General features: G+C 61.4%; 20 protein-coding genes. 3 read left to right on the top strand and 17 right to left on the bottom strand.

The features are described 5' to 3' along the window. The first annotated feature begins 171 nt into the window (after positions 1-171). From HXX25_RS09465 to argC, 3 genes are read left to right on the top strand one after another with little or no spacing between them, the layout of a single operon-like run. Positions 172-1185, top strand: coding sequence for an N-acetylornithine carbamoyltransferase (locus HXX25_RS09465; RefSeq protein ID WP_187167807.1), 1014 nt, complete (start codon positions 172-174; stop codon positions 1183-1185). Continuing rightward, the gene (locus tag HXX25_RS09460; protein WP_187165680.1) at positions 1182-2501 is read left to right on the top strand and encodes an acetylglutamate kinase; all 1320 of its coding nucleotides are present in this window, start codon (positions 1182-1184) and stop codon (positions 2499-2501) included. Before HXX25_RS09465 ends, HXX25_RS09460 begins: the two co-directional genes overlap by 4 nt. Next, a complete protein-coding gene (argC, locus tag HXX25_RS09455) occupies positions 2498-3442 on the top strand; it encodes an N-acetyl-gamma-glutamyl-phosphate reductase (RefSeq protein WP_187165679.1) in 945 nt (314 codons plus the stop codon). Before HXX25_RS09460 ends, argC begins: the two co-directional genes overlap by 4 nt. A 36-nt stretch (positions 3443-3478) precedes the next feature. Here argC and HXX25_RS09450 read toward each other — a convergent pair whose 3' ends face one another. The 17 genes from HXX25_RS09450 to HXX25_RS09370 form a co-directional block, all read right to left on the bottom strand. Further along, positions 3479-4168 (bottom strand): hypothetical protein, encoded by a 690-nt coding sequence (locus HXX25_RS09450; RefSeq protein ID WP_187165678.1) that lies wholly within the window; start codon positions 4166-4168, stop codon positions 3479-3481. Positions 4169-4176: 8 nt separating this feature from the next. Beyond that, positions 4177-6387, bottom strand: coding sequence for a reprolysin-like metallopeptidase (locus tag HXX25_RS09445; protein WP_187165677.1), 2211 nt, complete (start codon positions 6385-6387; stop codon positions 4177-4179). 138 nt (positions 6388-6525) lie between these two features. Then, positions 6526-7008 (bottom strand): hypothetical protein, encoded by a 483-nt coding sequence (locus HXX25_RS09440; RefSeq protein WP_187165676.1) that lies wholly within the window; start codon positions 7006-7008, stop codon positions 6526-6528. After that, on the bottom strand, positions 7005-7490 hold the full coding sequence (locus tag HXX25_RS09435; RefSeq protein WP_187165675.1) for a GspMb/PilO family protein: 486 nt from the start codon (positions 7488-7490) through the stop codon (positions 7005-7007). Before HXX25_RS09435 ends, HXX25_RS09440 begins: the two co-directional genes overlap by 4 nt. After that, positions 7487-8509, bottom strand: a complete 1023-nt coding sequence (locus HXX25_RS09430; RefSeq protein WP_187165674.1) for a PilN domain-containing protein — start codon at positions 8507-8509, stop codon at positions 7487-7489. The genes HXX25_RS09435 and HXX25_RS09430 overlap by 4 nt, the downstream gene beginning before the upstream one ends. Continuing rightward, entirely contained in the window at positions 8506-9384 is an 879-nt protein-coding gene (locus HXX25_RS09425) for a general secretion pathway protein GspK (protein WP_187165673.1), read from the bottom strand. Before HXX25_RS09425 ends, HXX25_RS09430 begins: the two co-directional genes overlap by 4 nt. After that, positions 9381-10034, bottom strand: a complete 654-nt coding sequence (locus tag HXX25_RS09420; protein WP_187165672.1) for a type II secretion system protein J — start codon at positions 10032-10034, stop codon at positions 9381-9383. Before HXX25_RS09420 ends, HXX25_RS09425 begins: the two co-directional genes overlap by 4 nt. After that, on the bottom strand, positions 10031-10372 hold the full coding sequence (locus HXX25_RS09415) for a prepilin-type N-terminal cleavage/methylation domain-containing protein (protein ID WP_187165671.1): 342 nt from the start codon (positions 10370-10372) through the stop codon (positions 10031-10033). The genes HXX25_RS09420 and HXX25_RS09415 overlap by 4 nt, the downstream gene beginning before the upstream one ends. Next, entirely contained in the window at positions 10359-10832 is a 474-nt protein-coding gene (locus tag HXX25_RS09410) for a GspH/FimT family protein (RefSeq protein ID WP_187165670.1), read from the bottom strand. Before HXX25_RS09410 ends, HXX25_RS09415 begins: the two co-directional genes overlap by 14 nt. Continuing rightward, the gene (gspG, locus tag HXX25_RS09405; protein WP_187165669.1) at positions 10804-11205 is read right to left on the bottom strand and encodes a type II secretion system major pseudopilin GspG; all 402 of its coding nucleotides are present in this window, start codon (positions 11203-11205) and stop codon (positions 10804-10806) included. Before gspG ends, HXX25_RS09410 begins: the two co-directional genes overlap by 29 nt. Positions 11206-11214: 9 nt before the next feature. After that, positions 11215-12411, bottom strand: a complete 1197-nt coding sequence (locus HXX25_RS09400) for a type II secretion system F family protein (RefSeq protein ID WP_187165668.1) — start codon at positions 12409-12411, stop codon at positions 11215-11217. Further along, positions 12411-14030, bottom strand: a complete 1620-nt coding sequence (locus HXX25_RS09395; protein ID WP_187165667.1) for a GspE/PulE family protein — start codon at positions 14028-14030, stop codon at positions 12411-12413. The genes HXX25_RS09400 and HXX25_RS09395 overlap by 1 nt, the downstream gene beginning before the upstream one ends. Continuing rightward, positions 14030-15082: a rhamnan synthesis F family protein gene (locus tag HXX25_RS09390; protein ID WP_187165666.1), complete on the bottom strand. Its 1053-nt coding sequence runs from the start codon at positions 15080-15082 to the stop codon at positions 14030-14032. The genes HXX25_RS09395 and HXX25_RS09390 overlap by 1 nt, the downstream gene beginning before the upstream one ends. Further along, on the bottom strand, positions 15079-17154 hold the full coding sequence (locus tag HXX25_RS09385) for a bifunctional 2-polyprenyl-6-hydroxyphenol methylase/3-demethylubiquinol 3-O-methyltransferase UbiG (RefSeq protein WP_233346626.1): 2076 nt from the start codon (positions 17152-17154) through the stop codon (positions 15079-15081). The genes HXX25_RS09390 and HXX25_RS09385 overlap by 4 nt, the downstream gene beginning before the upstream one ends. A gap of 54 nt (positions 17155-17208) precedes the next feature. Beyond that, the gene (locus HXX25_RS09380; protein WP_187165664.1) at positions 17209-17970 is read right to left on the bottom strand and encodes an A24 family peptidase; all 762 of its coding nucleotides are present in this window, start codon (positions 17968-17970) and stop codon (positions 17209-17211) included. After that, a complete protein-coding gene (gene gspD / locus HXX25_RS09375) occupies positions 17967-20009 on the bottom strand; it encodes a type II secretion system secretin GspD (protein ID WP_187165663.1) in 2043 nt (680 codons plus the stop codon). The genes HXX25_RS09380 and gspD overlap by 4 nt, the downstream gene beginning before the upstream one ends. A 69-nt stretch (positions 20010-20078) precedes the next feature. Continuing rightward, positions 20079-21632, bottom strand: coding sequence for a glycosyltransferase family 39 protein (locus HXX25_RS09370; RefSeq protein WP_187165662.1), 1554 nt, complete (start codon positions 21630-21632; stop codon positions 20079-20081). Positions 21633-21736: the final 104 nt, after the last annotated feature.

The following is a 21736-nucleotide window of genomic DNA, read 5'->3' as shown; positions in this document are numbered from 1 at the left end:
TATTGCAGGCCCGGCTTGCTGGCGTTGTCTGGCTGACCCGCGTGTGCGCGCAGGAGGGACCGCAACAAGATGATGCGCTGCCAGCATGAAATCGCTGGCTTTCAAGCGCGCAGGCAGATGTTATGAAGGCCCGGCCCGGTGAGCCGGGCTTTTTTCTACGGGACGATTATGATGCGCCATTTTCTGACGACTGAAGACTGGGATCAGGACGAGCTGCAATCCATTCTGGATCGCGCGAAGGCGCTCAAGGCCGGCGCGTCGAGCTCAGCCCTGTCCGGAAAGTCTGTTGCGCTGGTGTTTTTCAATCCGTCGCTGCGCACGCGAACCTCGTTTGACATCGGCATTGCGCAATTGGGTGGACAGGGCATTGTGCTGGACGCCCGTGCCGGGACATGGCCGATGGAATTTGAAGATGGTGTCGTCATGAATGGCGATGCCGAAGAGCATGTTGTCGAGGCGGCCAAAGTGCTGTCGCGTTATGTCGACATGATCGCCATCCGCTGTTTCCCGAAATTCCAGAACTGGCAGACCGAACGCGAAGACCCGCTGATTTCGGCCTTTGCGCGTCATGCCAGTGTTCCGATCGTCAATATGGAGACCATCGTTCATCCCTGTCAGGAACTGGCGATGATGCTGGCCCTGCAGGAACGGCATGGCCGCGTTGAAAACAAGACCTTCCTTCTGACCTGGGTACCCCATCCCAAACCGCTCAACACGGCTGTCGCCAACTCCGCCATTCTGATGGCATCGAAATTCGGCATGAATGTGAGACTGCTGGTCCCGGACGAGGTCTATCGTCTGGACGAGCGATACATGTCGGCCGCGCAAGCCAGTTGCCGGGAACATGGCACATCGTTCGACGTCATGACGGATGTCGAGGCCGCCTATTCCGGCGCGGATGCGGTTTATGCCAAAAGCTGGGGTGCCTTGCCCTTTTATGGCCAGTGGGACGGTGAAGCACCTTATCGCGCCAAGGGCCGGGATTTTATGGTCGATGATGCCAAGATGGCGCTCACCGACAATGCCACGATCAGCCATTGCCTGCCGATGCGGCGCAATGTGAAAATCGCCGACAGCGTCGTCGACTCACCGGCTTTCCTGGGCATTGAAGAGGCCGAGAACCGCCTGCACGTTCAAAAGGCCATGCTGGAAGCGCTGGCGCGCCATGTGGACACCACACCATGAGCCAGACCGCGACGCGCTCGACCATTATTCGCCTGCTATCGCATATGCGTGATGGCAAGGAGGTGCGCGACTATCTCAACCGCTTTTCGCGCCTGGATCAGTCCCGCTTTGCGGTGGTCAAGGTGGGCGGTGCGGTGATCCGGGATGATCTGGACGGGCTGGCCGCGGCCCTGGCCTTCCTGCAGACCGTCGGGCTGTCACCCATCATCGTTCACGGTGGCGGCCCACAGCTGGATGCCGCGCTGGAAGCGGCCCGGATTACGAGCGAGCGGATTGATGGACTTCGGGTCACGCCGGCTGAAGCCATTCCGGTTATTCGCAAGGCCCTCAGCGCCGCCAATATCGCCATTGTCGATGCGATCCGGGAAAGCGGCGGGCGCGCGGCCAGTGTGCCGACCGGCGTGTTTTCGGCGCGCCTTCTGGATGAGGCCGTCTATGGCCGCGTTGGCGCGCCCGACGGCGTCAATCTTGACCTTGTCGATGCGGCTGTGCGTGGTGGAGAGATTCCGGTGCTGGCCTGTCTGGGAGAGACGGATGATGGCCGGCTGGTCAACATCAATGCGGACCACGCCGTCGCCGCACTGGTGAAGACGCTTCAGCCGTACAAGATCATTTTCCTGACCGAGACCGGCGGATTGCTGGATGACAAGGGCGAGGTGATCTCGACGCTGAACCTTGCCAGCGACCGGGACCGCCTGATGTCAGCGGGCTGGATTACGGGCGGTATGCGCGTGAAGATCGACCAGATTCAAAGCCTGCTGGATGACCTGCCTCTGACCAGCTCGGTGTCGATCACCTCGCCGGAAGGTTTGAGCCAGGAATTGTTTACCCATGCGGGGGCCGGCACGCTGATCCGCCGCGGCGAGAAATTGTTGACCCTGACCCGGAAACCCGACGTCGACTGGCCCCGGCTCGAGGCGCTGATTGCGGCCTCCTTCGGGCGCAAGCCGATTGCCGGATACTGGGACAGGCTGGCCTTCGACCGGCTGTTTGTGACCGAGAACTATCGCGCGGCAGCGGTGATCACCCGCATGGAGGGGGTCGCCTATCTCGACAAGTTCGCCGTGCTGGAAGAGGCGCGGGGCGAAGGGCTGGCGCGCGCGGTCTGGCAGGAAATGGTCGATTACGCGCCGCATCTCTACTGGCGGTCCAAAACCAGCAATCCGGTGAACAGTTTTTATTTTCACGAGTGCGATGGATCGATCAAGGCGGGGCCCTGGACGATTTTCTGGAAAGGCGAAAACGATCTTTCGCGTATTCCTGCCCGCGTGTCCGAAATTGCCGGTTTGCCGGAGACACTGGAGACCATCCGGTGACGGCGCGGGTCGGGCTTATTGGTGGACGCGGCTATACCGGCCGCGAGATTTTGCGTCTGCTGTCGCAGCGACAGGATATGACGCTGGTGCTGGCCAGTTCCCGGGAGCTGGCGGGGCAAAGGGTTCGCGATACCGCGCCCGAATTTGATACGGATCTGACATTCGACGCGGTCGCGCCCGAGGCGCTGGGCGGTCACAAGCTGGATGCCATCATTCTGGCCCTGCCCAATGGTGCCGCTGCCGGCTTTCTGGAGCATATTGATCCGGACACCCTCGTGGTGGACCTGTCCGCCGATGGCCGGTTTGATCCTCTCTGGGTGTATGGTCTGCCGGAGATTTACGGCCGGGACAGGCTGAGAGGCGCAAAGCGCATTGCCAACCCGGGATGCTATGCGACGTGCGGGCAGCTGGCGATTGCCCCGATGCGGGAGATGGTTTCGGGGCCGGTGCATGTCTTTGGTGTGTCCGGCTATTCCGGCGCCGGAACGACGCCATCGCGAAAGAATGATGCGGCCGCGCTGAAGGATAATCTGATGCCCTATGCGCTGACGGGGCATATTCACGAGCGCGAAATGGCCGCACATGCCGGCGTGGAAATTCATTTCACGCCACATGTGGCGTCCTTTTTCAGCGGACTGGTTACAACCGTCCACATTCCGATTACGGGCATGATGACGGTTGACGGATGTCGGGAAGTGTACCGGGCCTTTTACGAAGGCGAGCCCCTGGTCGAGGTCGTCGAGGACATTCCCGAGCCGGCCATGATTGCGGGCCGGCCCGGAGCCATTGTCGGCGGATTCGGTCTCGCTGAAGATGGCCGGCATCTGACCGTCGTTTCGGTGCTGGACAATTTGCAGAAAGGCGCTGCCGTACAGGCAATGCAGAATCTGTCGCTCGCGCTCGGACTGCCGGAAGGCAGATACGAAGACGCCGCGAACTGATGTCCGCGGCGTCCCGGTATCTCAAAACATATCGCCTTAGTTGTCGTTATTGCCGTTGTCTTCGGCCGCCTGAAGCGCGTTGACCAGAGCCTGAAGATCCTGCTGCGCCCGGCGTGTCGCTTCGGCCAGGGCCGCCTGGGTCTCGGGGTCCAGCTCGTAATCATCACCGCTGGACGTTGACGGCGCCGTCGATGGTGTTGCAGGCGCCGCAGACAGTGTGCTGCTGTCCCCGCCGCCGGCATTCGTTGTGCCGGATTCTGCGTCCATGAGAGGCTGGACCTGACGCGCCAGAAGATCGCTGACACGCTCGCCATCTTCCTCGCTCAATTCTGCCGGCAGCCGTTCGACCGTCAGGCGCTGACTTTCATCCGGTGCATCGCCGGCACGCCCGGACAGCAGCACAACGCGCTGAAGCTGATCGGCCGTTTCCGGCGTCTCGCCATAAACGAGTGCATAGTCAAAGCCCGACAGCAAACGCGCCAGCACGTCACCCAGTGAGCCGGATATATCAGCCGATATAGCATTATCATCGATCAGACGATCTGCACCAACAAGGCGAAAACCGGCTTCGGACTGCATGGTGGCCAGCACTTCTGACAAGGGCTCGCCAGTGGCAGACACGGTCCAGACACCGTCATTATCTTCAACGCGGATTTCCGCAGACGCCGCAGTGGCCGTTGCCAGGGCAAATGCCGCTGCAATCAGGAATGTGGAAGAATAGCGCATATTCCCTCCTATTGGGTGCGAACGGCTACGCTGGTGGCACCCCGTGGGGCGCTGCCCTCGTTAAATCGGATAAAGATACGATTGCGTGCAGGATCATCGGCGATAGCAGCGCCGGTTCCGCGAACAAAAACCGCAAATGTCGCAGTCGCATTGGTGTTGAGTGCCAGTGTCGCTGAGGGTCCGCGTGTGGTAACGCAGGCCCCGGCCGCATCGGTCCCACAGATTTCAATTTCCGAGACGGCCATAGCGCGTCCGGCGGTGTCGGCCGATGCGGTGATAATGGCGCCTGCTCCGACGTTGGAAACGGCAACTGACGCCACGCCGACCCGATTGCCGGTCGTCGGTACATTGATGCGGCCATCATTATTTATCGTTGCTGCCAGCGCAATCACATCTGCGGGTGCAATGGAAAGCGACAGGAAGGTCAGCGAGTTGAGCCCCAGCGTGTATTCTGCGGAGCGCCGGTTGGAGCAATGCGCTTCGATGAAGAGGTCTGTTTCGACATTGCTGCTCGGTACGACCCCCCCAACCTGGTTGCTATTGTCGGAGAAGTCCGAAGCCGATGTGACCGAGAAGATGAAATTCTGAGCCGCGCCAGCTGCGATATCAACGGGTGTATTGGCTGTGCCCGACAAGGCATTTGCTGATGTCGTCGTCTGATATGAGAAGCTTGAGGCATCAGAGCCTGCGAGGCGCAGTCCGCATGCCGTTGCGGTTGAGCCTGTTGCGGCCGGGTTGATGATGGTCGCAAAGGCCGTCGCGGTCGCACCATTCTGGACAGAGCGTGTGATGGGAAGCACTGATGAGACGATGCGAGGCGCCTCGTTGCGGAAGATGGAGACATTCTTGCCTTCTTCACGCGCCGCCCGGGCATTATCGGCCGGATCCTGGTTGTCTGCCAAAGGCGCTGACAAATCGGACGCTGGTGCAGCAATACCGCACGCTGCGCCGCCCGGACAGAGATTCAGATCCGGGTTTGAAAAATAAGGGGCCTGCGCTTCATTGCGGCCGGTACCCGGGCACGTTACGTCGCCATCAGATCCATACGCCATGATGGTCGTAAATTCGCAGTCAACCCGATGACCGTGTGCAAAGCTCCGCACGCCCGATCCGAGCGTCGTATCCTCGACATTATGAGAGAAACCGAGATTATGGCCGGTCTCATGTGCGAAGGTAAAATCGGAACAGAAACCATATCCATCGAGAAGGTTGGTGTCGTTGCCATTGACCCAGTCGCTGACAATACCAACGCCATTAACGGCATTCGCCACGCCAATGGTTTTTTGGCTCCCACCATTCACAAAAGCAACGCCACACGAGCTGCCAGAGCGATTGACAGCGCCGGAGCCACTGTAATGGCGGCGGATAATGGAGACCAGATCCGCGCCGACGGCATCACGAATGGCGAGAAGTGCGCTGAAGTCCTGACCGGCACCTTGTGGTGAATTATCGGATGCCAATCCCCGGCCGGCGCCGTCCTGCAAATCGTAAAGCGTGTCCGCATTGCTTGCCGTCTCGCTAGCGGACAGCTTGTCGAGGTAGACCAGACGCGCGCGCAGGCCGGTGTCACTGTCGATCAGCGCCTGGTCAAGAAGCGCGACGAGATATTGAACCCGCCCGCCAACGGCGAGGCCCCAGGTGTCTTCCATGCTCTGCGTGTAGAGCACCATGAGATCAATGGTTCCGTTCGAGCCGACAGCGACGGCATCCGTCGATGACAGTTCTCCGCTGTCCGCCGCGGACTCCTGAAACTCAGCAATCACACTGTCCGGAGTCGGGACGATTTCGTCGTCACCCCATCCTTCAAGTACGGCATTTTCCGGATGCTGGAAAATACGATGACCGCCATTTTCGCCGGGAATAATATTCCAGACGCCATCGTCGGTCGCGATACTGCCGAAGGTGAAGCCGTTCAATTCCGAGATGATCACACGGTCATGGATATCGCCGCCTTCAATGCGGCCGATCCAGGTGCGCGCGCCCATGGCCTGCTGGTCGATGCGGTCCAGTTCAGCGACATAGCCCGGGCCAAAATTCAGGTCGATCCGATCGCCGACGCGCATTTCCATGACATCAGGCGCGAGTGACGTGAACCGGACTTCGTCTCCGGCACCACCCGAAAAGGCAAGGGTTTCAACGCCCTGAAACATGTCATCAGCGAAGGCTGCCGGACTCGAAAAAGCTGTCAGCGCCAATGCCGAAATAAGGAATTTATGCATGCTGTACTCCCTGAATACCGCTGTTGGAGCGGAGACTTCCTCGCCTGAATCCTACCATAGCGCGAAACCGCAAGCCTGCAATGCCGCTCGCTCTGTGATGACTGGGATTTCACCCCGAAAACCGAAAGACAAGAAAGGCTATTCGGGCTCCCCAATCGACAGCCGAAATCTGTCCGTGTTTCGTGAAACGTCAACGCCGCTACCCGTGATGGCATCAATCCGCCAGCCTTCGACTGTATCGCCGACATAGGCCCGCCGGGTTTCATTCTGGCTGCGGATCGTGGCGACGCCGCCATTCGGCCCGGTGACAGTGCCAATAACGACGAATTCCGGCTCGCTGTCTGGTGTCTGGACCGGTGCCTCTACCGGTGTTTCGATCACGGCATCCGGTTCCGGACGGCGATCCGGCCGGAACAGTGGACGATCGGAAATCGCCGGGAAGGCTGAATATGGCGGCAGGAAATCACCGCTTTCCTCGCGTATGGCGACCGTTGAGGCTGGGGGTGGCGCGGGCGCTATGACACGGGAGTCGCCGCCTTCGCTCCAAACCGTGTAGCGCAATATGACGATGACGGTCAGAACCGCCGCAATACCGGCCAGGATGAGGGTGCGCCGGTTCATGATCCGCCTCCGGGTTCACGGCGCGCGCGGATTGTGGCGGTCAACTGAAGGCGGCTGGAATTGCGGACCGGCGTCAGGCGGACTTCCTCAACGATCAGCGCCGGCAGTGATGCTTCCATACTATGCAAGAGGCGCGCGAGGTTATCCATCTCACCTTCGGCCTGAAAATCCACCACGACGGCGAGCGGGTCAGCGCTATTGACGGGGGAAATGTTCACGCGTCCGGTTGTCAGACCGGCATTGCGCGCAGCCTCGTTGAGGCGGGTCTGGAGGTTGGATCCCGCGACGGCGTGACTTTCACCCGGAGAGAGATAGCGCGCCGGATCGGCCGCCGGCGGGACGTCCTGATCGGCAAGGGCCTGATCGATATCCGACCGCACGCCCATCCAACCGGTCAGCGACACACCAAAGCCTGTCAGGCTGATGACCAGAACGAGGCCGATCGCGATCAATGACACCAGGCGGCGAATGTCGGGTGTCATGTTCCGCCTCCTGACCCAATCATGCGATGTTGCGCGGTCAGCTCAAACCGTTCGCGGCCGGTCTCGTCGTCACGAACGGTGGCACCGTCGAACGATGCCCCCACAAATTCATCGGCAGAATCCAGTGCCCGAAGCGCTGCAGCGGCATCCCAGGCCAGACCTGATATACGGACATTGCCGTTCTCATAGGCAAAGCTGGTGACGTAAGCGCCATCGGGCAAGCGCCGGCTGAGATCTGCGAGCGCTGCGACGGCCGATCCGGACCTGGCCTTGTTTTCGGCGTGCGCGATCGCGGCTTCCAGACGGGCTTCGAGACTCGCCGGGCGCCGCGCTGTCGCATATTCGGGATCAAGCCGCACGGCCCGGTCAATCAGAAAGCCGCCGGTCGCGACGATCAGAAGGGCGCTGACGATGCTTGCAAAAACGAAGGCTGATCGTCCGCCTGAGGGCGCAGACCGGCCGTCGCGCAAATCCAGACTCGGGGCGATGCCGGCTTCATCATGCTCCAGATCAATGGCGGCGACATCGAGCCCGAGGGCTGAGGCCCGTTTCAATGCGTCGTCCAGCGTGCTGCGCCGGACAATGGAAACCGGCAGGCTGATCCGGCCATCGCTTTCTTCCAGACGGGAGCGATCGGCCGCAAAGACGATATCTGCCGCCGGTAAGGGCGATAATCGTGGCAAGGCAAGTTCTATGGCTTCGTCCAGATGCTTCCGGGCCGCCTCGGGAAAGCTCGCGGACCGGCGAAATCCGAGAGCGCCCGCAATACGAAGCACCAGAGGCCCCTTCTTGCCGAGCCGGGCAATTTCGGCGCTGGCAATGCCGGCTTCTTCGCTGGCCGGGATTTCGAGGCTTTCGCCACTGGCCGTTGTGTAGACCACGCTCGCGTTTTCATATCGCAGCACCCGCCAGTTACGGGCGAACAGACCACCAATGACCGGAAGCTCTGCCGCTGCGCTGTCGACATCGTCACGCCAGGTTTTCAACCCGCGTCCAATGGCATCAAGGATTGTCGTCACGCATCGGGCTCCGGATCAAGAAAGTCAGCATATCCGAATACATGGCTATGACGGGACAGCGTCTCATACAAGCCTTCCGCGCCGGGAAGGCTGATGATGATCTCGCGCGAGAGGCGTGCACCTGATGCCGCTTCGGCCTCGACAAAGATGGCATAGGCCGCCGGTTGGGCGGGATCGAACTGGGCCGATCCATTGACCTCGGGGATGCTGCGATTGCCTTCCCGCGCTGACAGAATACGGCGCGCATCACCGGCGGACACGCCTGTCGCCTCGATCAGGCGGGGCGGCGCATAACGGCCCGTCACGGCCTCTCCGCCATTCAGGGTCAGGTAGGGAGCAGCGGCAGCATAGAGGGCCGCGTCGACTCCTAAAACCTGACGAAATTCCTCAACGGCAATGAATGGCCGGTTGCCGGGCGGCGGCCGTCCGTCCGCGCGATAGGCGCCGGCTTCGGCTCCGTCGTTGCCGACATCATCGTCCTCGTCGCGCCAGTCGGCGAGGGCGCCGGCAATGCGCCGCGCGGTCAGGGTCGGGACATCAAGCTCTTCGAGCAGAGCCGCGAGTGTTTCGATATTGCCCTGATTGAGATCATAGCGGCCGGGTTCGGCGAGGGCGCGAATGCGCAAGCTGACATCGCCGATCTCCATTTCATACAGACGTCCATCGGCCATCCAGCGATCGTCTTCACGGGACAACTGGACAGCCGTGCGGGCGACGGCGCTGTCGATGGCTGTGCGAAGCTCCAGTCTTTCCATGCTTGCGAAAGCCGCGGAGGTCGAGACGCGGGCCGCCAGCGCTGTCATGCCGGCGGCCATGGCGAGAACGGCCAGAAGCCCGATCACGATCAACAGGGCAATGCCGCGGCGGGACGTCATTGTGTTGTCTCCTGTCCGGGTGTTTCTTCATTTGCCTCCGGGCGTTCGCGCGGCAGCAAGACTGTCAGGGCTGCGTAGTCAGCTTCACTGGACGCCAGGGTGATCAGCGCCGGGTAGGCGGCTGTGTCCTGCCAGCCGGGGGAGGGCGAGCCTCCTGCCGCGGCATATCCGAAACTCAAGGGCTGGCTCAGCGGGAGCGCCCAAAAGGCGACATCCTCGCGAGCGGGCCGGTCAAAGTCATCAAGATCGGTCAGCAACCGCCGGTGCAGGATGAGCTGCGGTGTGGTGATCTCGTCGTCTTCAACTCCCTCGCTTTCACCGCCTGTCAGTTCCAGCGTGTATTCATAGACGCCCGCCTCCGATGGATAGCCGGGGTCTGCGGCCAGAAAGACGAGACGCTGGGCCTGTCCATCGAACAGGATTTGGGCCTCACCATTCGTATCTCCCGGCCGGGTCGCCGGAACGAGATGTTCCAGACGGTTGCGGATCGCTTCAAGCGTCACCGTCTGGGTTTCGCGGGCCTCGCGTGCGGACTGGAGTTGGCGCTGGAAATTCAGTGTCTGCCGAACGCCTTCGGAAATGATTGTGATCGCGACCGCTGTCAGCGCCAGCGCGATCAGCATTTCGGTCAGGGTGAAGCCGCGTTTCATAAGGGCGTCTCCGATGCCCGGGGGCGGTCCAGCGCCAGTTCGAATTCGCGGCCAGACGGGGCGATCATGCGAAGGGTGAGTGTTTCAAGCTCCTCCCATCGGGAATCTTCAGACACCTCGATCGTCCAGACAAAACCATCAGTTTCGCCGTTGGCATCAGAGTCTGCCGTCAACAAGAGATATTCCGCAATGCGGGCTGCGGTTTCGGTTTCAGTCGCCCCCTGCTCGGCGCGCGCCGAGGACGCATAGACCTGATAGACAGATGCCAGTCCGGCACTGGCCAGGGCAATGGCGATGACTGTTTCCAGCAGGGTGAAACCGCTCTTACTCGATGTCATCGGGATCCAGCCTCTCGGTTGCGCCGGTAATCCAGCTGATCCGGATGGCACGCTGCGTGTCGTCCAGTTCCAGCAGGAAAGTTCCGCCCGTCGTGGCACCTTCGGGGAAGAAACGCACAGAGGCGATATCTCCGTCGAGCTCCTGATCGGCAACGGTGGCGCGCAGATCGATGTTCCGGCCGAGCTGGAAACCGCGTTCGCTGGGCAAGACGGTCAGCGTCCTGGCGTCCAGATCGAGACTCAACAGGGTATCGCGTCCGGACAGGCGGGCCTCGGTCCGGGCCATTCGGGCCGCCGTCTCGATCAATTCGACGGAGTGCCGCAATTCGCTGGCTGGCGAATTTCGGAATAGCATGGGCCCGACCAGCGCAATCGCCAGCCCGACGACTACCAGTACGACAAGGAGTTCAGTGAGCGTAAAGCCGCGGCGACTACTGGAGATTTCGGAAGATGTCTTCATCTTCACCTTCACCGCCTTCTTGTTCATCGCGTCCGTACGTCCCGATCCGTGCCCGGCCCGGACCCAGATACTCATACACATAGGCATTGCCCCAGGGATCATCCGGCACGGATTGTCCGCCCTCGAGGACCAGCGCGGTCAGCCCCTGCGCGCTATCCGGATAATCGCCGTTTTCCAGACGATAGAAATCGAGTTGGGTAGAGATGCTCTCGACTTGGGCTGCTGCCGTGTCGCTATTGGCCCGGCCGACAAAGCGGAAGAGCTGGGGCCCGACAAGGGCAATGAGCAATCCGATAATGACCAGTACGACCATGATTTCGGTGAGTGAATAACCAGCGCGATGGTCGGAGGTTCTGATTGAATTGCGGTGCATGGCTAACCTCTAGAAATCGATTTCATTGATGCTGACCAGTGCCGACAGGATCGAGACAACGACACCACCAATGGCAAGACCGGCAAAGACGATAACAGCTGGTTCGATAATGCGCGAGATCAGCCGCGCATTTTGTTCGAACTGGGTTTCATAGAATGTGGCCAGGCGTTCGGCGGCCGCGCCGAGATCACCGGTCTCCTCGCCGACAGACAGCAATTCCGCCGCCAGTGGCGGCAGCACGTCCGAGGCTTCTACCCGCTCGGAAAACCCCTTGCCGGTCCGGACTTCGGCCAAGGCCTCGGTGAGACGCCGGATGGCCCAGAGATTGCCCGCTGCGCGGGAGGCCAGCCTCAGCGCCGGAACCGCTGACAAGCCGTTTTTCAGGAGCAGCGAGAGCACGCGGCAAAAGCGGGCCGCAATCATCGTTCGCAAAGCGGTGCCGATGAGCGGCAGACCCAATAACCATCGATCATAGGCTTCGCGAAAGCCCGGCCGGTTCAACGCGGCGCGCCAGATCAGCACCATCACCGCTATGAGAATGATGACCCACGGTCCATAGGTGCCAATGGCATCGGCGGCGCCGAAAACGAAAGCCGCCTGAGACGGAATTTCCCGCCCGATCTGGTCAAAGAGGCCGCGAAATCTGGGAATGACAAAAACCAGAAGGCCCGAAACGGCGCCGATGGCCATCAGCATGAGGAAGGCGGGGTAGGCCAAAGCGCCCTGTATCGTCGCCTCGACCGCTTCCCGGCGCTCGCGGGTGTCGGCGAGTTCGCCCAGTGCTTTGCCCAGCGCTCCGCCGGCTTCTCCGGCCTCGGCGATCTCGGGGAAGGGTGAAGGGAAGATTTCAGGCCGCTTGGCAAAGGCTTCCGACAAGGAGGCACCATTGCGGACATCGGCCAGCAACATGTCCGCAGCTTCTTTCAGCTTCTTTTCAGCGGCATGTCGGGACAGGGCGGCCAGCGCGGGCTCAATGCTGAGGCCGGCTGCGGTCAGGACGGACAATTCGCGCGCCAGACGCGTTGCCATTTTCTTGGCCCGGCCGGAGGCCTGCTTTTGCGGGGCTTCGCGGGCGGGTTGAACGCGGATCGGGGTCAGGCCCCGCGCGGAAATGGCGGCGGCCGCGGCGGCCTTGTCGGCGGCGTCAATGCGGATGGTTTCTGCACCGCCATCAGGACGTATGGCTGATACCGCGAAAAGCGCCATCAGAACACTCCGAGCACGCGGTCGACTTCTTCAACGCTGGTAATGCCGGCTTCGATTTTCTCGAGCGCATCCTGCCGGATCGAGACCATTTTTTTCCTGCGGGCCAGCTTTTCGATTTCGGACGATGATACGCCGGGCTTCAGCGCATCGGACAATTCATCCTTCATATCGACGAATTCAAATACGCCGATGCGGCCGCGATATCCGGTTCCCGAGCAATGATCGCATCCGACGGCCTTCCATGCCGAGGTCAGTCCGGCGGGCGGGGCCGCGGGCTCCTTGCAGTCGGGGCAAAGCTGACGGACCAGACGCTGGGCCAGGGACAGGCGCATGGTTGAACGGAGCAGGGCGGGATCGACACCCATATCGATCAGCCGGGGCGCGGCACCTGATGCTGTATTGGTGTGGACGGTAGCCAGGACGAGGTGACCGGTCAGGGCGGCGTTGACCGCAATTTCCGCGGTTTCGCCGTCGCGCAATTCGCCGACGACGATGACATCCGGATCGTGGCGCAAAACCGATCGCAACACGCTGGCGAAGGTCAGGCCGATGGGCGCATTCACCGCGATCTGATTGACGCCTTCGATCTGATATTCGATGGGGTCTTCAATCGATATCAGCTTGCGGTCCGACGTGTTCAACTGGTCCAGCGCACCGGCCAGCGTCGTGGTTTTACCCGAACCCGTGGGGCCGGTGACCAGAATGAGGCCGTAGGGCGCTGTCAGATGCCGCGTCAGGTGATCGCGTTGTTTTTGCGAGAGACCGAGATCGTCGAGTTTGACTTGCGTGTCGCGATCTTCGAGCAAGCGGATGGTCACGCTCTCGCCATGCGCTGTGGGTGCCGTCGCCACCCGCAAGTCCAGGGCGCTTCCGGCGATGGTGACCCGGGCCCGGCCATCCTGCGGCCGCCGGCGCTCGGCAATGTCGAGACTGGCGAGGATCTTGATACGGCTGGTGATGAGGCGCGCGAGGCCCGGTTTCGGCGAAGGGCGATTGTGCAGGACACCATCAATGCGAAAACGAATGCGCAGTCGGTCTCGGAAGGGCTCGACATGGATGTCAGAGGCCCGCGATTTCAGCGCGTCGGCGAACAGATCGTTCACCAGGCGGACGACCGGCGCTTCGCTGGCAAGATCCTTGAGGTCTTCCCCATCGCCAAAGTCATCGCCCGATACATCACCCAGTGCGGTATCGGTGCCATAAAGCCGGGTGTGCGCCTCTTCGATGTCTGAAAACGCCGCCACTTTCAGCGTCACGGCTTTTCCGGTTGCGAGGCGAACGCCTTCTTCCGGCGACGGATCGGTCGGGTCTGCAACCGCGAGAACGATCAGATCATCGGCTTCCGAGAGCGGCAGGGCGGCTGATTCCTGTAAAAATTGAGGCGAAATACCCCCCGCTTCTGCGGCGTGTGCCGGGAAAGCGGAGGGCGAGACGCGCTCCAGATCGCAGGCGGCCGCCAGCGCATCGGCAATCGCGGCATCGGACGCTGCGCCGAGGCGTTTCAGCGACCGGGCGAGGCGCTCGCCAGTTTCAACAGACAGGCGCCGCGCACGACTGATATCGGCCTCTGACAAGCCGGCAATCGTTTCAATCCAGTCGATATCGGCCTTTCCTGTCATCAAACCACCCGGTTTTTGGCGATCTTGCGGAGATGGCGGACAATCAGGTCGGGGTCGTATTTTCCGGCATTCGCGACGACATCGCTCCATTCATAGAGCCGCGGCATCCCGATCGGGTTGGTCGTCAGAACCTCCCGTTTCAGATAGGGGAAGCCTTCAGAGATCAACTGGTCCCAGAAAAAGTGGCAGGGATTCATGGGCGCACCGGCATCGGCCAGATAGAGCATTCTTTCCAGCAGATCGCGGTGTGGTTTGGCGAGGCTTTCATCGGCGAGCAATTCATTGCTGCGCACCGTATGGGCAAACCGGGTGACTTCGTCGCGATAGGGAAACAAGGCAGCGCAGGTGAGCCCGGCACGCTCGAATTGTCCGGTCAGACCGATCTCCAGCTTGTTGATGACCCAGGATTTGGACTGGACATGCTTCCATCGGGACCAGAGATCGCGGACCTTCTGATTTTGAAGCGCCGTTCTGTGCAGCAGCATGAAATAGCTCTGCAGGTGCCAGCGTGTATCCCAGCTATCGGTCATGCCCCAGACATCGGCCCTGGCGGCGCTGGCTTTCTTGAGCAGAGGGCCGAGCGGCTGAAACGGTCCGTAAATGCTGTCGTTTATGACGATGGCTGACTCCAGCGAATCATAGTCCGGCACCAGCATCAGACCGTCGCGATAGGCGCCGAAATCATAGCCGCGATTGTGGCGCCAGGCGATCAGCGCGCAATGCGGCTTTGCGCGCTCGATCTGGCTTTCAGGAAATTCCGGGCTGTTGGAGACGAGAATGACGGCGCGGCCCGCTTTTCTCAGCGCGCGCATGTGTTCGATCAGGAAATCATGCACCCGGCCCTTGGCGTCCCAGGTGACCAGCACGGCGACGTCTTTTGCGCCCTCCAGCCTGTCGGCTCCCGTCCAGGTCTGGCGGACCATGGATTTCGGGCCGATCAGTGCCGCCACGGTCCAGGAGAAGGCCTGCGCGATATAGTCCTTCCGCTCGCGCTGGTCGAAAACCCAGCGCCACGGCCATTTGATCCATCGAATGTAACGCCGCCAGCTCACGCGGTTTCCTCCCTCGCACCGGATTGCGCCCTATACCTATCGGTTAACTCCTTGATCCGCGACCCCAAATCGCCGCGTACCGGATTTGCGATCTCCAACTGGTGAATAAGGTCCGGAAGAATTCTCGCTCTCGGACCGTCCGCCAGCCGTTCTGCGGCAAGGGCGATATGAAGCTCTGCATCCAGCCGGGCATCGCCGTTTGCCAGCTCGGCGGATCGTGCAAACCATTTGATCGCTGCATTCGCATCGGGCGCGATGTTCAGATGATAGATCCCCAGCGCATAGGCCACCGAAGCGTCGATCTCATCGCTGGTGACCGGCAAATGGCTCATGGCGTGGCCGATGTGTTGCGCCGTGTCCTCATCGTCTGAATTCAGCGCGTCGATCAATTGCTGGCCGCGGCTTGGAGCTTTGGGCTTCAACTCCGCCGCCTTTCGCCGAAAGACATCGGCCTCCGCCGGATCGGTCATGGCGGTCGCCGCCACGTCAAACCATCGTGCGGCCTGTTCCGGACGCCCGTTGACCTGATGGTGTTCACCGACACCTCCCGCCGCATAGCCTTCGGCGGGTGTCAGGGCACGTCGTTCATCGCGGGCCATTTCCAGCCATCCCCGGACATGGGCTTCAATGCCGGAGACCGCCGCATGGTGTCCGGACAATGCATTTGAAGCATAGACGTGGCAGGCGACCCGCCACCACTCGTCGCGGACCAGATCCTCGACCTTGTCGGCGATGGCGAGGAGGGCATCGCAAGCGGACTCCGCGTCGAACGAGGCGTTGATTTCCGCTGCAGCCAGGGTTGCGCGCAGCCCGGCCTCCTCCGTCTCGCGGCACGCCGCATACATGGCGCTGAAGACTGTCTGCATTGTGGTGGCGATGCGCGCACATGCCAGAAGCGCGCCCAGCGCCTGTTTGGTGTTGCCGCCCTGCTGATCAATCCGGCCAGAGTAATAAAGGGCGATCGCCAGTGAAAAGGGATGGTTCGCCGCAAATTTCCGAAGCTGGCGCCGCTGGCCTTTTTCGCCGGGCACGAAGTCCGGCTTCAGACTGTCGGCCATCCTCAGATTGAATCCGTAGTCTTCCAGCCAGCGCCGCGTGATGCGGTCGCGCAGGTGCCGTGCCTCATCCCATTGGCCGGTGTGGACATATTCCTTCAACAGACGCACTGCAAAGGCCGCAAAGAGTGTGTGATCCTTTCCAAGCCTTTCCAGACGCCCGGCAAGATAGGATTGCAAGCGGGACCGGTCCGGGCGGGCATTGAAGTCGACCTCGAAGTCTTCGCGCGCGGCGGCGGCGTGAAGGGTCGGACCGCTTTCCTCGATACGGATACGGGAATAGCCTGCGCGGCGCAGCACGGCTTGCAGCCCGGCTTTTGAATAGATGACGAGGTGGTGGCCAGCCGTGATCACCGGCAAGAGATCGTCGAGGCTGGCACCCTTCTTTACGACCGCGGCATTGGGTGTGGTCAGCAGCAAAACCCCATCCGGGGCGAGCGCCGCGGTCAGGGCGTTGATAAAATCATCGGGTTTTTTGACGTGCTCGATGACTTCCGATGACAGGACGCGGTCAAAGGATTGATCCGCCAGTTTGTGATCGGGGCTGAGATAAGCGGCGACATGCGCGTGCCCAAGATCTGCCGCGCCAGTGCGGGCCAGAAAAGACGGATCAATATTGGCGGCCTTCCACCCCAGTTCGCGGCTGGCAAAATCGACCGAAAACCCGTAGCCGCCGCCAACTTCCAGAAAGGAGCCGACATCATTGCGCGCCGACCAGGCGAGCGGCGCAATCATGGCATCCAGCCCGGCACCGACTTCCAGATAGAATTTGCGCGCAAGGTCTGCATCGCGCCGGCTTTCGTATTCGAAGACCTCGGCGTCCGGATAATGCAGTGTGCCGCACGTCTCGCATTCGAACAGATTATAGCGCTCGCGCGGCTTGTAGGGCGGATTGGCATCGATGCGCTTGGGCATGAGGCCGGTGGTCTCGCACGCCGGGCAGGTCAGCTCCCGCCAGGCATTCTCGCGCCACACCATCCACGGCTCTGCCCACAGCGTCCTTGGCTTGCGAGACATTGCGCGGCTGGGACCGATCCGGAGGGCATGTATTTTGAACACGCGAACGTCTTTCTAGAAATGTGGCGAGATCAGCGAAGGCAAAGAATAGGCCAGATAACAGCCCGCTGCGAGACCCGGCCCCAGCGGGACAGCGGTATCGGCAGAGGCCTTGCGGCCGAGCAGGTGGCCGATCAGCACGATAAAGAGTGTCGCGCCGGCCCCGGTCATCACGATCCAGGGCAAGGCCAACGGTCCGGCGAAGGCGCCCCCGGCCGCCAGCAGCTTGGCATCACCCAGACCCAGACCCTCGCGGCCGCGCAGGCGTTTATAGGTTTCGCTGATCAGGGCCAGACTGGCAAATCCGATGACGGCAGCCAGGGCGTTGAGCCAGAGTGTATCCAGACCGCCTTGCAGAAATCCGACGGCCAATCCGGCCGGGATCAGGCCCAGCGTAGCGACATCCGGCAGCAGAAAAGTGCGCAGATCGACCAGCGCCGCAAACAGCAAGACCCAGCCAAACATCATGGCGACCGGGCTCATCCAGCCATCAAACGCCAGAACCGCCAGAATGGCGATCAGGAGGGCCAGGATTTCACCGGCGGGATGGGTCCAGGAAACGGATGCGCCACATGAGCGGCATGTCCCGCGCTGGATCAGGAAGCTGACGACGGGGACCAGCTCGGCGGGAGACAGTGTCCGCCCGCAGTCATCACAGGCCGACCGGCCAGTGACGATTTTGCCCCAGTCGGGCCAGCTGCGCGCCGAGGCGGTGACAAAACTTCCGATAAAGGGGCTGGCCGCCAGAAGGAAGACGTCGAGATAGAGGCTGATCAATTCGTTTCCGGGCGAAGGAGTTCCATGCGCTGGCGGATCTCATTGGTGATGGCCGCCGCATCTTCATCGGAATCGATGACGCGCGGCGTCAGGAAGATCAGCAATTCGGTGCGCGTCGTCGTGATGTTGGTCTGGCTGAGCAAGTCGCCGATGAAGGGAATGCTGGCGACGCCGGGAATGCCGTCGCGTCCGCTATCGCGGCTTTCGTCGATCAGCCCGCCCAGAATGACGGTCTGGCCGGAGCGGATAGAGACGGTTGTGGAAAGCGAGCGCGTGGAAATTGTTGGCGTCAGGGAACTGGCCGAACCGCTGGCGACATTCGAGACTTCCTGCTCGATTTCCATTGTTACCATGCCGGTGGACGACACACGCGGCGTCACGGTGAGCAGAACGCCGGTATCGCGGAATTCGACATTGTTCACGACCGGAGAGTCCGGATTGATGACCGAGTTGGACTGGCGGGTGACAATCGGCACTTCATCGCCAACCTGAAAGTTGGCGGTGTGATTGTCGCGAACCAGGACAGTCGGGGAGGAGACCACTGTGAGGTCGGTCACGCGGGACAGGGCGTCGAGTGCGACGCGGGCATTGTCGCCGGATTCGAGCAGCATGTTGAAGCCCGGGAAATTACCGTTGGCATCAAAGGCATCGACCCCGAATCCGCCGCGGCCACTATCGGCGACGTTGGCAATGCCATCTCCTTCAAAGAAGAATTGCACCCCGTAGCGGAGTGTATCGTTCAGCGTGACTTCCGCGATCACAGCTTCGATGACGACCTGAACCGGCGTCCGGTCGATCGATTCCAGCGCGCGCCCGACAAGGGCCTGTCCCGGCTGATCGGCCAGCACGAGGATGGCGTTGTTGATGGTGTCGGCGATGACGCGAATTTCGCCGCTCGCACGGCTGCCAGACGACCCGGTGCCGGATGAGGACGCCGTGCCCGATTCCAGATCCGGTGCGACGCCATTCAGAGCCCCGTCACCCAGCAACTCATTCAGCAGGGCAGCGGTTTCTTCGGCTTCGCCATTTTCAAGGAAATAGACGCGCAGGGTCGAGCCGTCCGCGCCGCCAACATCCAGTGTCGTAATCCATTCGCGTGCCTGATCCAGCAATTCCCGGCTTGGCGCGATCACCAGAACCGCGTTCAGGCGGTCAATGCTTTGCAGGCGCAAGGCGCCGGAACTGCCTTCGGTACCCGACGAATAGATCGTCCGGATTTCCTGGATCACGTCATCAGCGCTGGCATTGATCAAAGGCACCATGGCGACCGACATGCCGGCCATCCAGTCGACGTCGAACGCTTCGGCAGCCGCTGCCATATTGCGGCGTTCAGGTGCCGAACCCAGAATGAGCAAGAGATTGCGCGCCGGGTCGGCCCGCAAGGCCCCGGGCCGTGTGACAACGGACTCCATCAGGGTCCGGATTTCATTCGCGGAGACAAAGCGGAGCGGAATGGCGGTCACACCCCAGCCGGGCTGGCTGACCGTGGCAAACCGGGCCAGGCCGGATGTCTGGGCTTCGCCAGCCGGCATGACCCTGTATGCGCCATCGGCAAATACAAGGGCCGCATTGTTGATCGACAGGCTCGCCTCGAAGAGCGAGAGCAGGCCTTCACGGGACACCGGGCGCGGCGTGTTGACGGTGACGCGGCCCTGAACACGCGGGTCGATATTATAGGACTCATCGAGCAGATCGCCGAAAATGGTTTGCGCCGCTTCATCCACGCGCGCGTCCACAAAATTGACCGTGTAGGCCCCGCTGGGAAGGGAATTCGAGCTGACCCGGCTGGGCCGGATTTGCACACCATCGCCATAACGAACGGTTTCGCTCACGGTATCGGACTCGCGGGCGTCCTGAATGGTCTGGCTGGATTCGGTGCGGCGCGTGCCCTGATTGGTGGCCGGGTCGGTGTCGGGCAGCCGGGTCAACGGCCCGCCGCCGGCATCAATGGCGGGTCGCGTGGCGGTCGTGGCGCAAGCCGTCAGAATGGCCAGCAGAGCAATCAAGCCCATTCCACGGACAAATCGGATCCCAGACATACACGCAACCCTTCAAGACACAGCCGGACTAGTTAAACCGTTGATAGCACATCGGCCAAGCGTTTCCTGTCAGTTGGACGCCTGACGCGCAGCATCGGCCTGCGCCTGGGCGGCTTCATATTCCGCGGTTCGCGGAATGCGATGATAGTTGTAGCCGGCATAGAGGATTAAACGGCGTTCGCGATGCCCACCCGTCGGAATGCTGATCTCATCAAGCTGTTCGACGCGCTCGAAATCGGCCAGCAAGCGGGCGCGCTCCCATTCCCGCTCGGATATGATCAGGACCGGCCCCTCTGCGCCGTCGTCCAGCGCCCAGACGTCTTCGGCGTGATTGTGGGGTGCATTATAGCGCTGCCACATGCGCAACGGCGTTTCCAGCTGACCGCCATAGCGCTGCATCTGGTGAAAGATATTCCGGTCATCAAAGACCAGGGCGGTATAGGCATGCCGGGTTTCAGCTTCGTGCAGCGCGCTGGCTGTCTCCGGCCAGGACTGCAAGTGCCGCAAGCCCCGAAAGGCGTTGACCCCGCCGACGAGTGACGGATTGACGGCCAGGACCGCCATGACCACGGATGCCGCAAAACCGATTCCAATGGAGGCGGTCATCACATGCCGCCGCCATTTTTCGCCCCTCGTCAGGAAGAGCAGCACCAGAAGCGTTGCCGCGACATAGGCCGATGCGGCCCAGTTGGCGTGGGCGCGGCTGATGAAGGACTGGACGAGGACGACCATCAGGACCGGCGCGATAAACAATGTCAGGAAGCGGTCAATTTGCCGGTCCGGATCGCGCCAGTGCCGCCAGGCCTGAACAATGGCAACGATCAATACCGGGAAGAGCAAAAGCCCGAAGACGCCAAACTGGCCGGTCAGGAAATCCAGCAATTCTCCAGGGTTGAACAATTGCCCCTGCCAGTTGGCATTGGCGGCGGTGTGTTGAACCGTCGCAAAATCATGAGAGGCGTTCCACAGGATATTGGGGGCCCAGACCGCGGCCAGAATGATGGCCGCCAGCAAGCCTTTGGGCGACAGAAGGGCGCGGCGTGTCGGCGGGTCCAGCACGATCGCCAATCCGGTCCCGATGAGGAAATAGATCGCCGCATACTTGGCCAGAAAGGCGAGCCCGGTCAGCACGCCGAGACCGGCGGCGATCGCCCAGCCGCCAGACCCGTCGCGCAAGCGCAGCAGCATATACAGCGAACCAGCCCACAGCGGCAGTAACAGGGCGTCGGTCGAGATCACGCCAGCCGACAGACCAATACCCGGCATGGACAGATAGACCAGCGCTGCGAGTAGACCGGCCCAGCCCTGTTTCAGATGATGGGCGCTGAGCAGCAGGAAGCCGGCGCCCATTGCGTGGAAAAGAAGAGAGGGCAGACGCACGGCGAAATCAGTATCGCCGAGCAGGGTCGTGGAGGTCGCGATCACCCAGGCGATGAGAGGCGGCTTGGAAAAATATCCCCAGTCAAAGCTTTGCGACCAGACCCAGTATTGCGACTCGTCCGGGTAGAGTTGCAGCTGGGTGTTGGCGAGCAGGATCAGACGCGCCAGCGTCACCCCGATAATGACCGCCAGACCCCATAGCAGAGGCGAAAGAGAATCGGTCAGGTTCTGACGCTGGGACATGACGGCTTCCTGCCTGAGAGAGGTGTAACATACAAGCCGCACTTTTAGGGAAATGTTCGTGCCCCGTCATCCGCGCCTGACGGCTGATGGCTGACATTGTGGAA

It is taken from the genome of Hyphobacterium sp. CCMP332, assembly GCF_014323565.1.
GTDB lineage: Bacteria > Pseudomonadota > Alphaproteobacteria > Caulobacterales > Maricaulaceae > Hyphobacterium.
The sequence above is the reverse complement of the archived record's forward strand: the minus strand, read 5'-3'. Positions and strand labels throughout refer to the sequence as shown.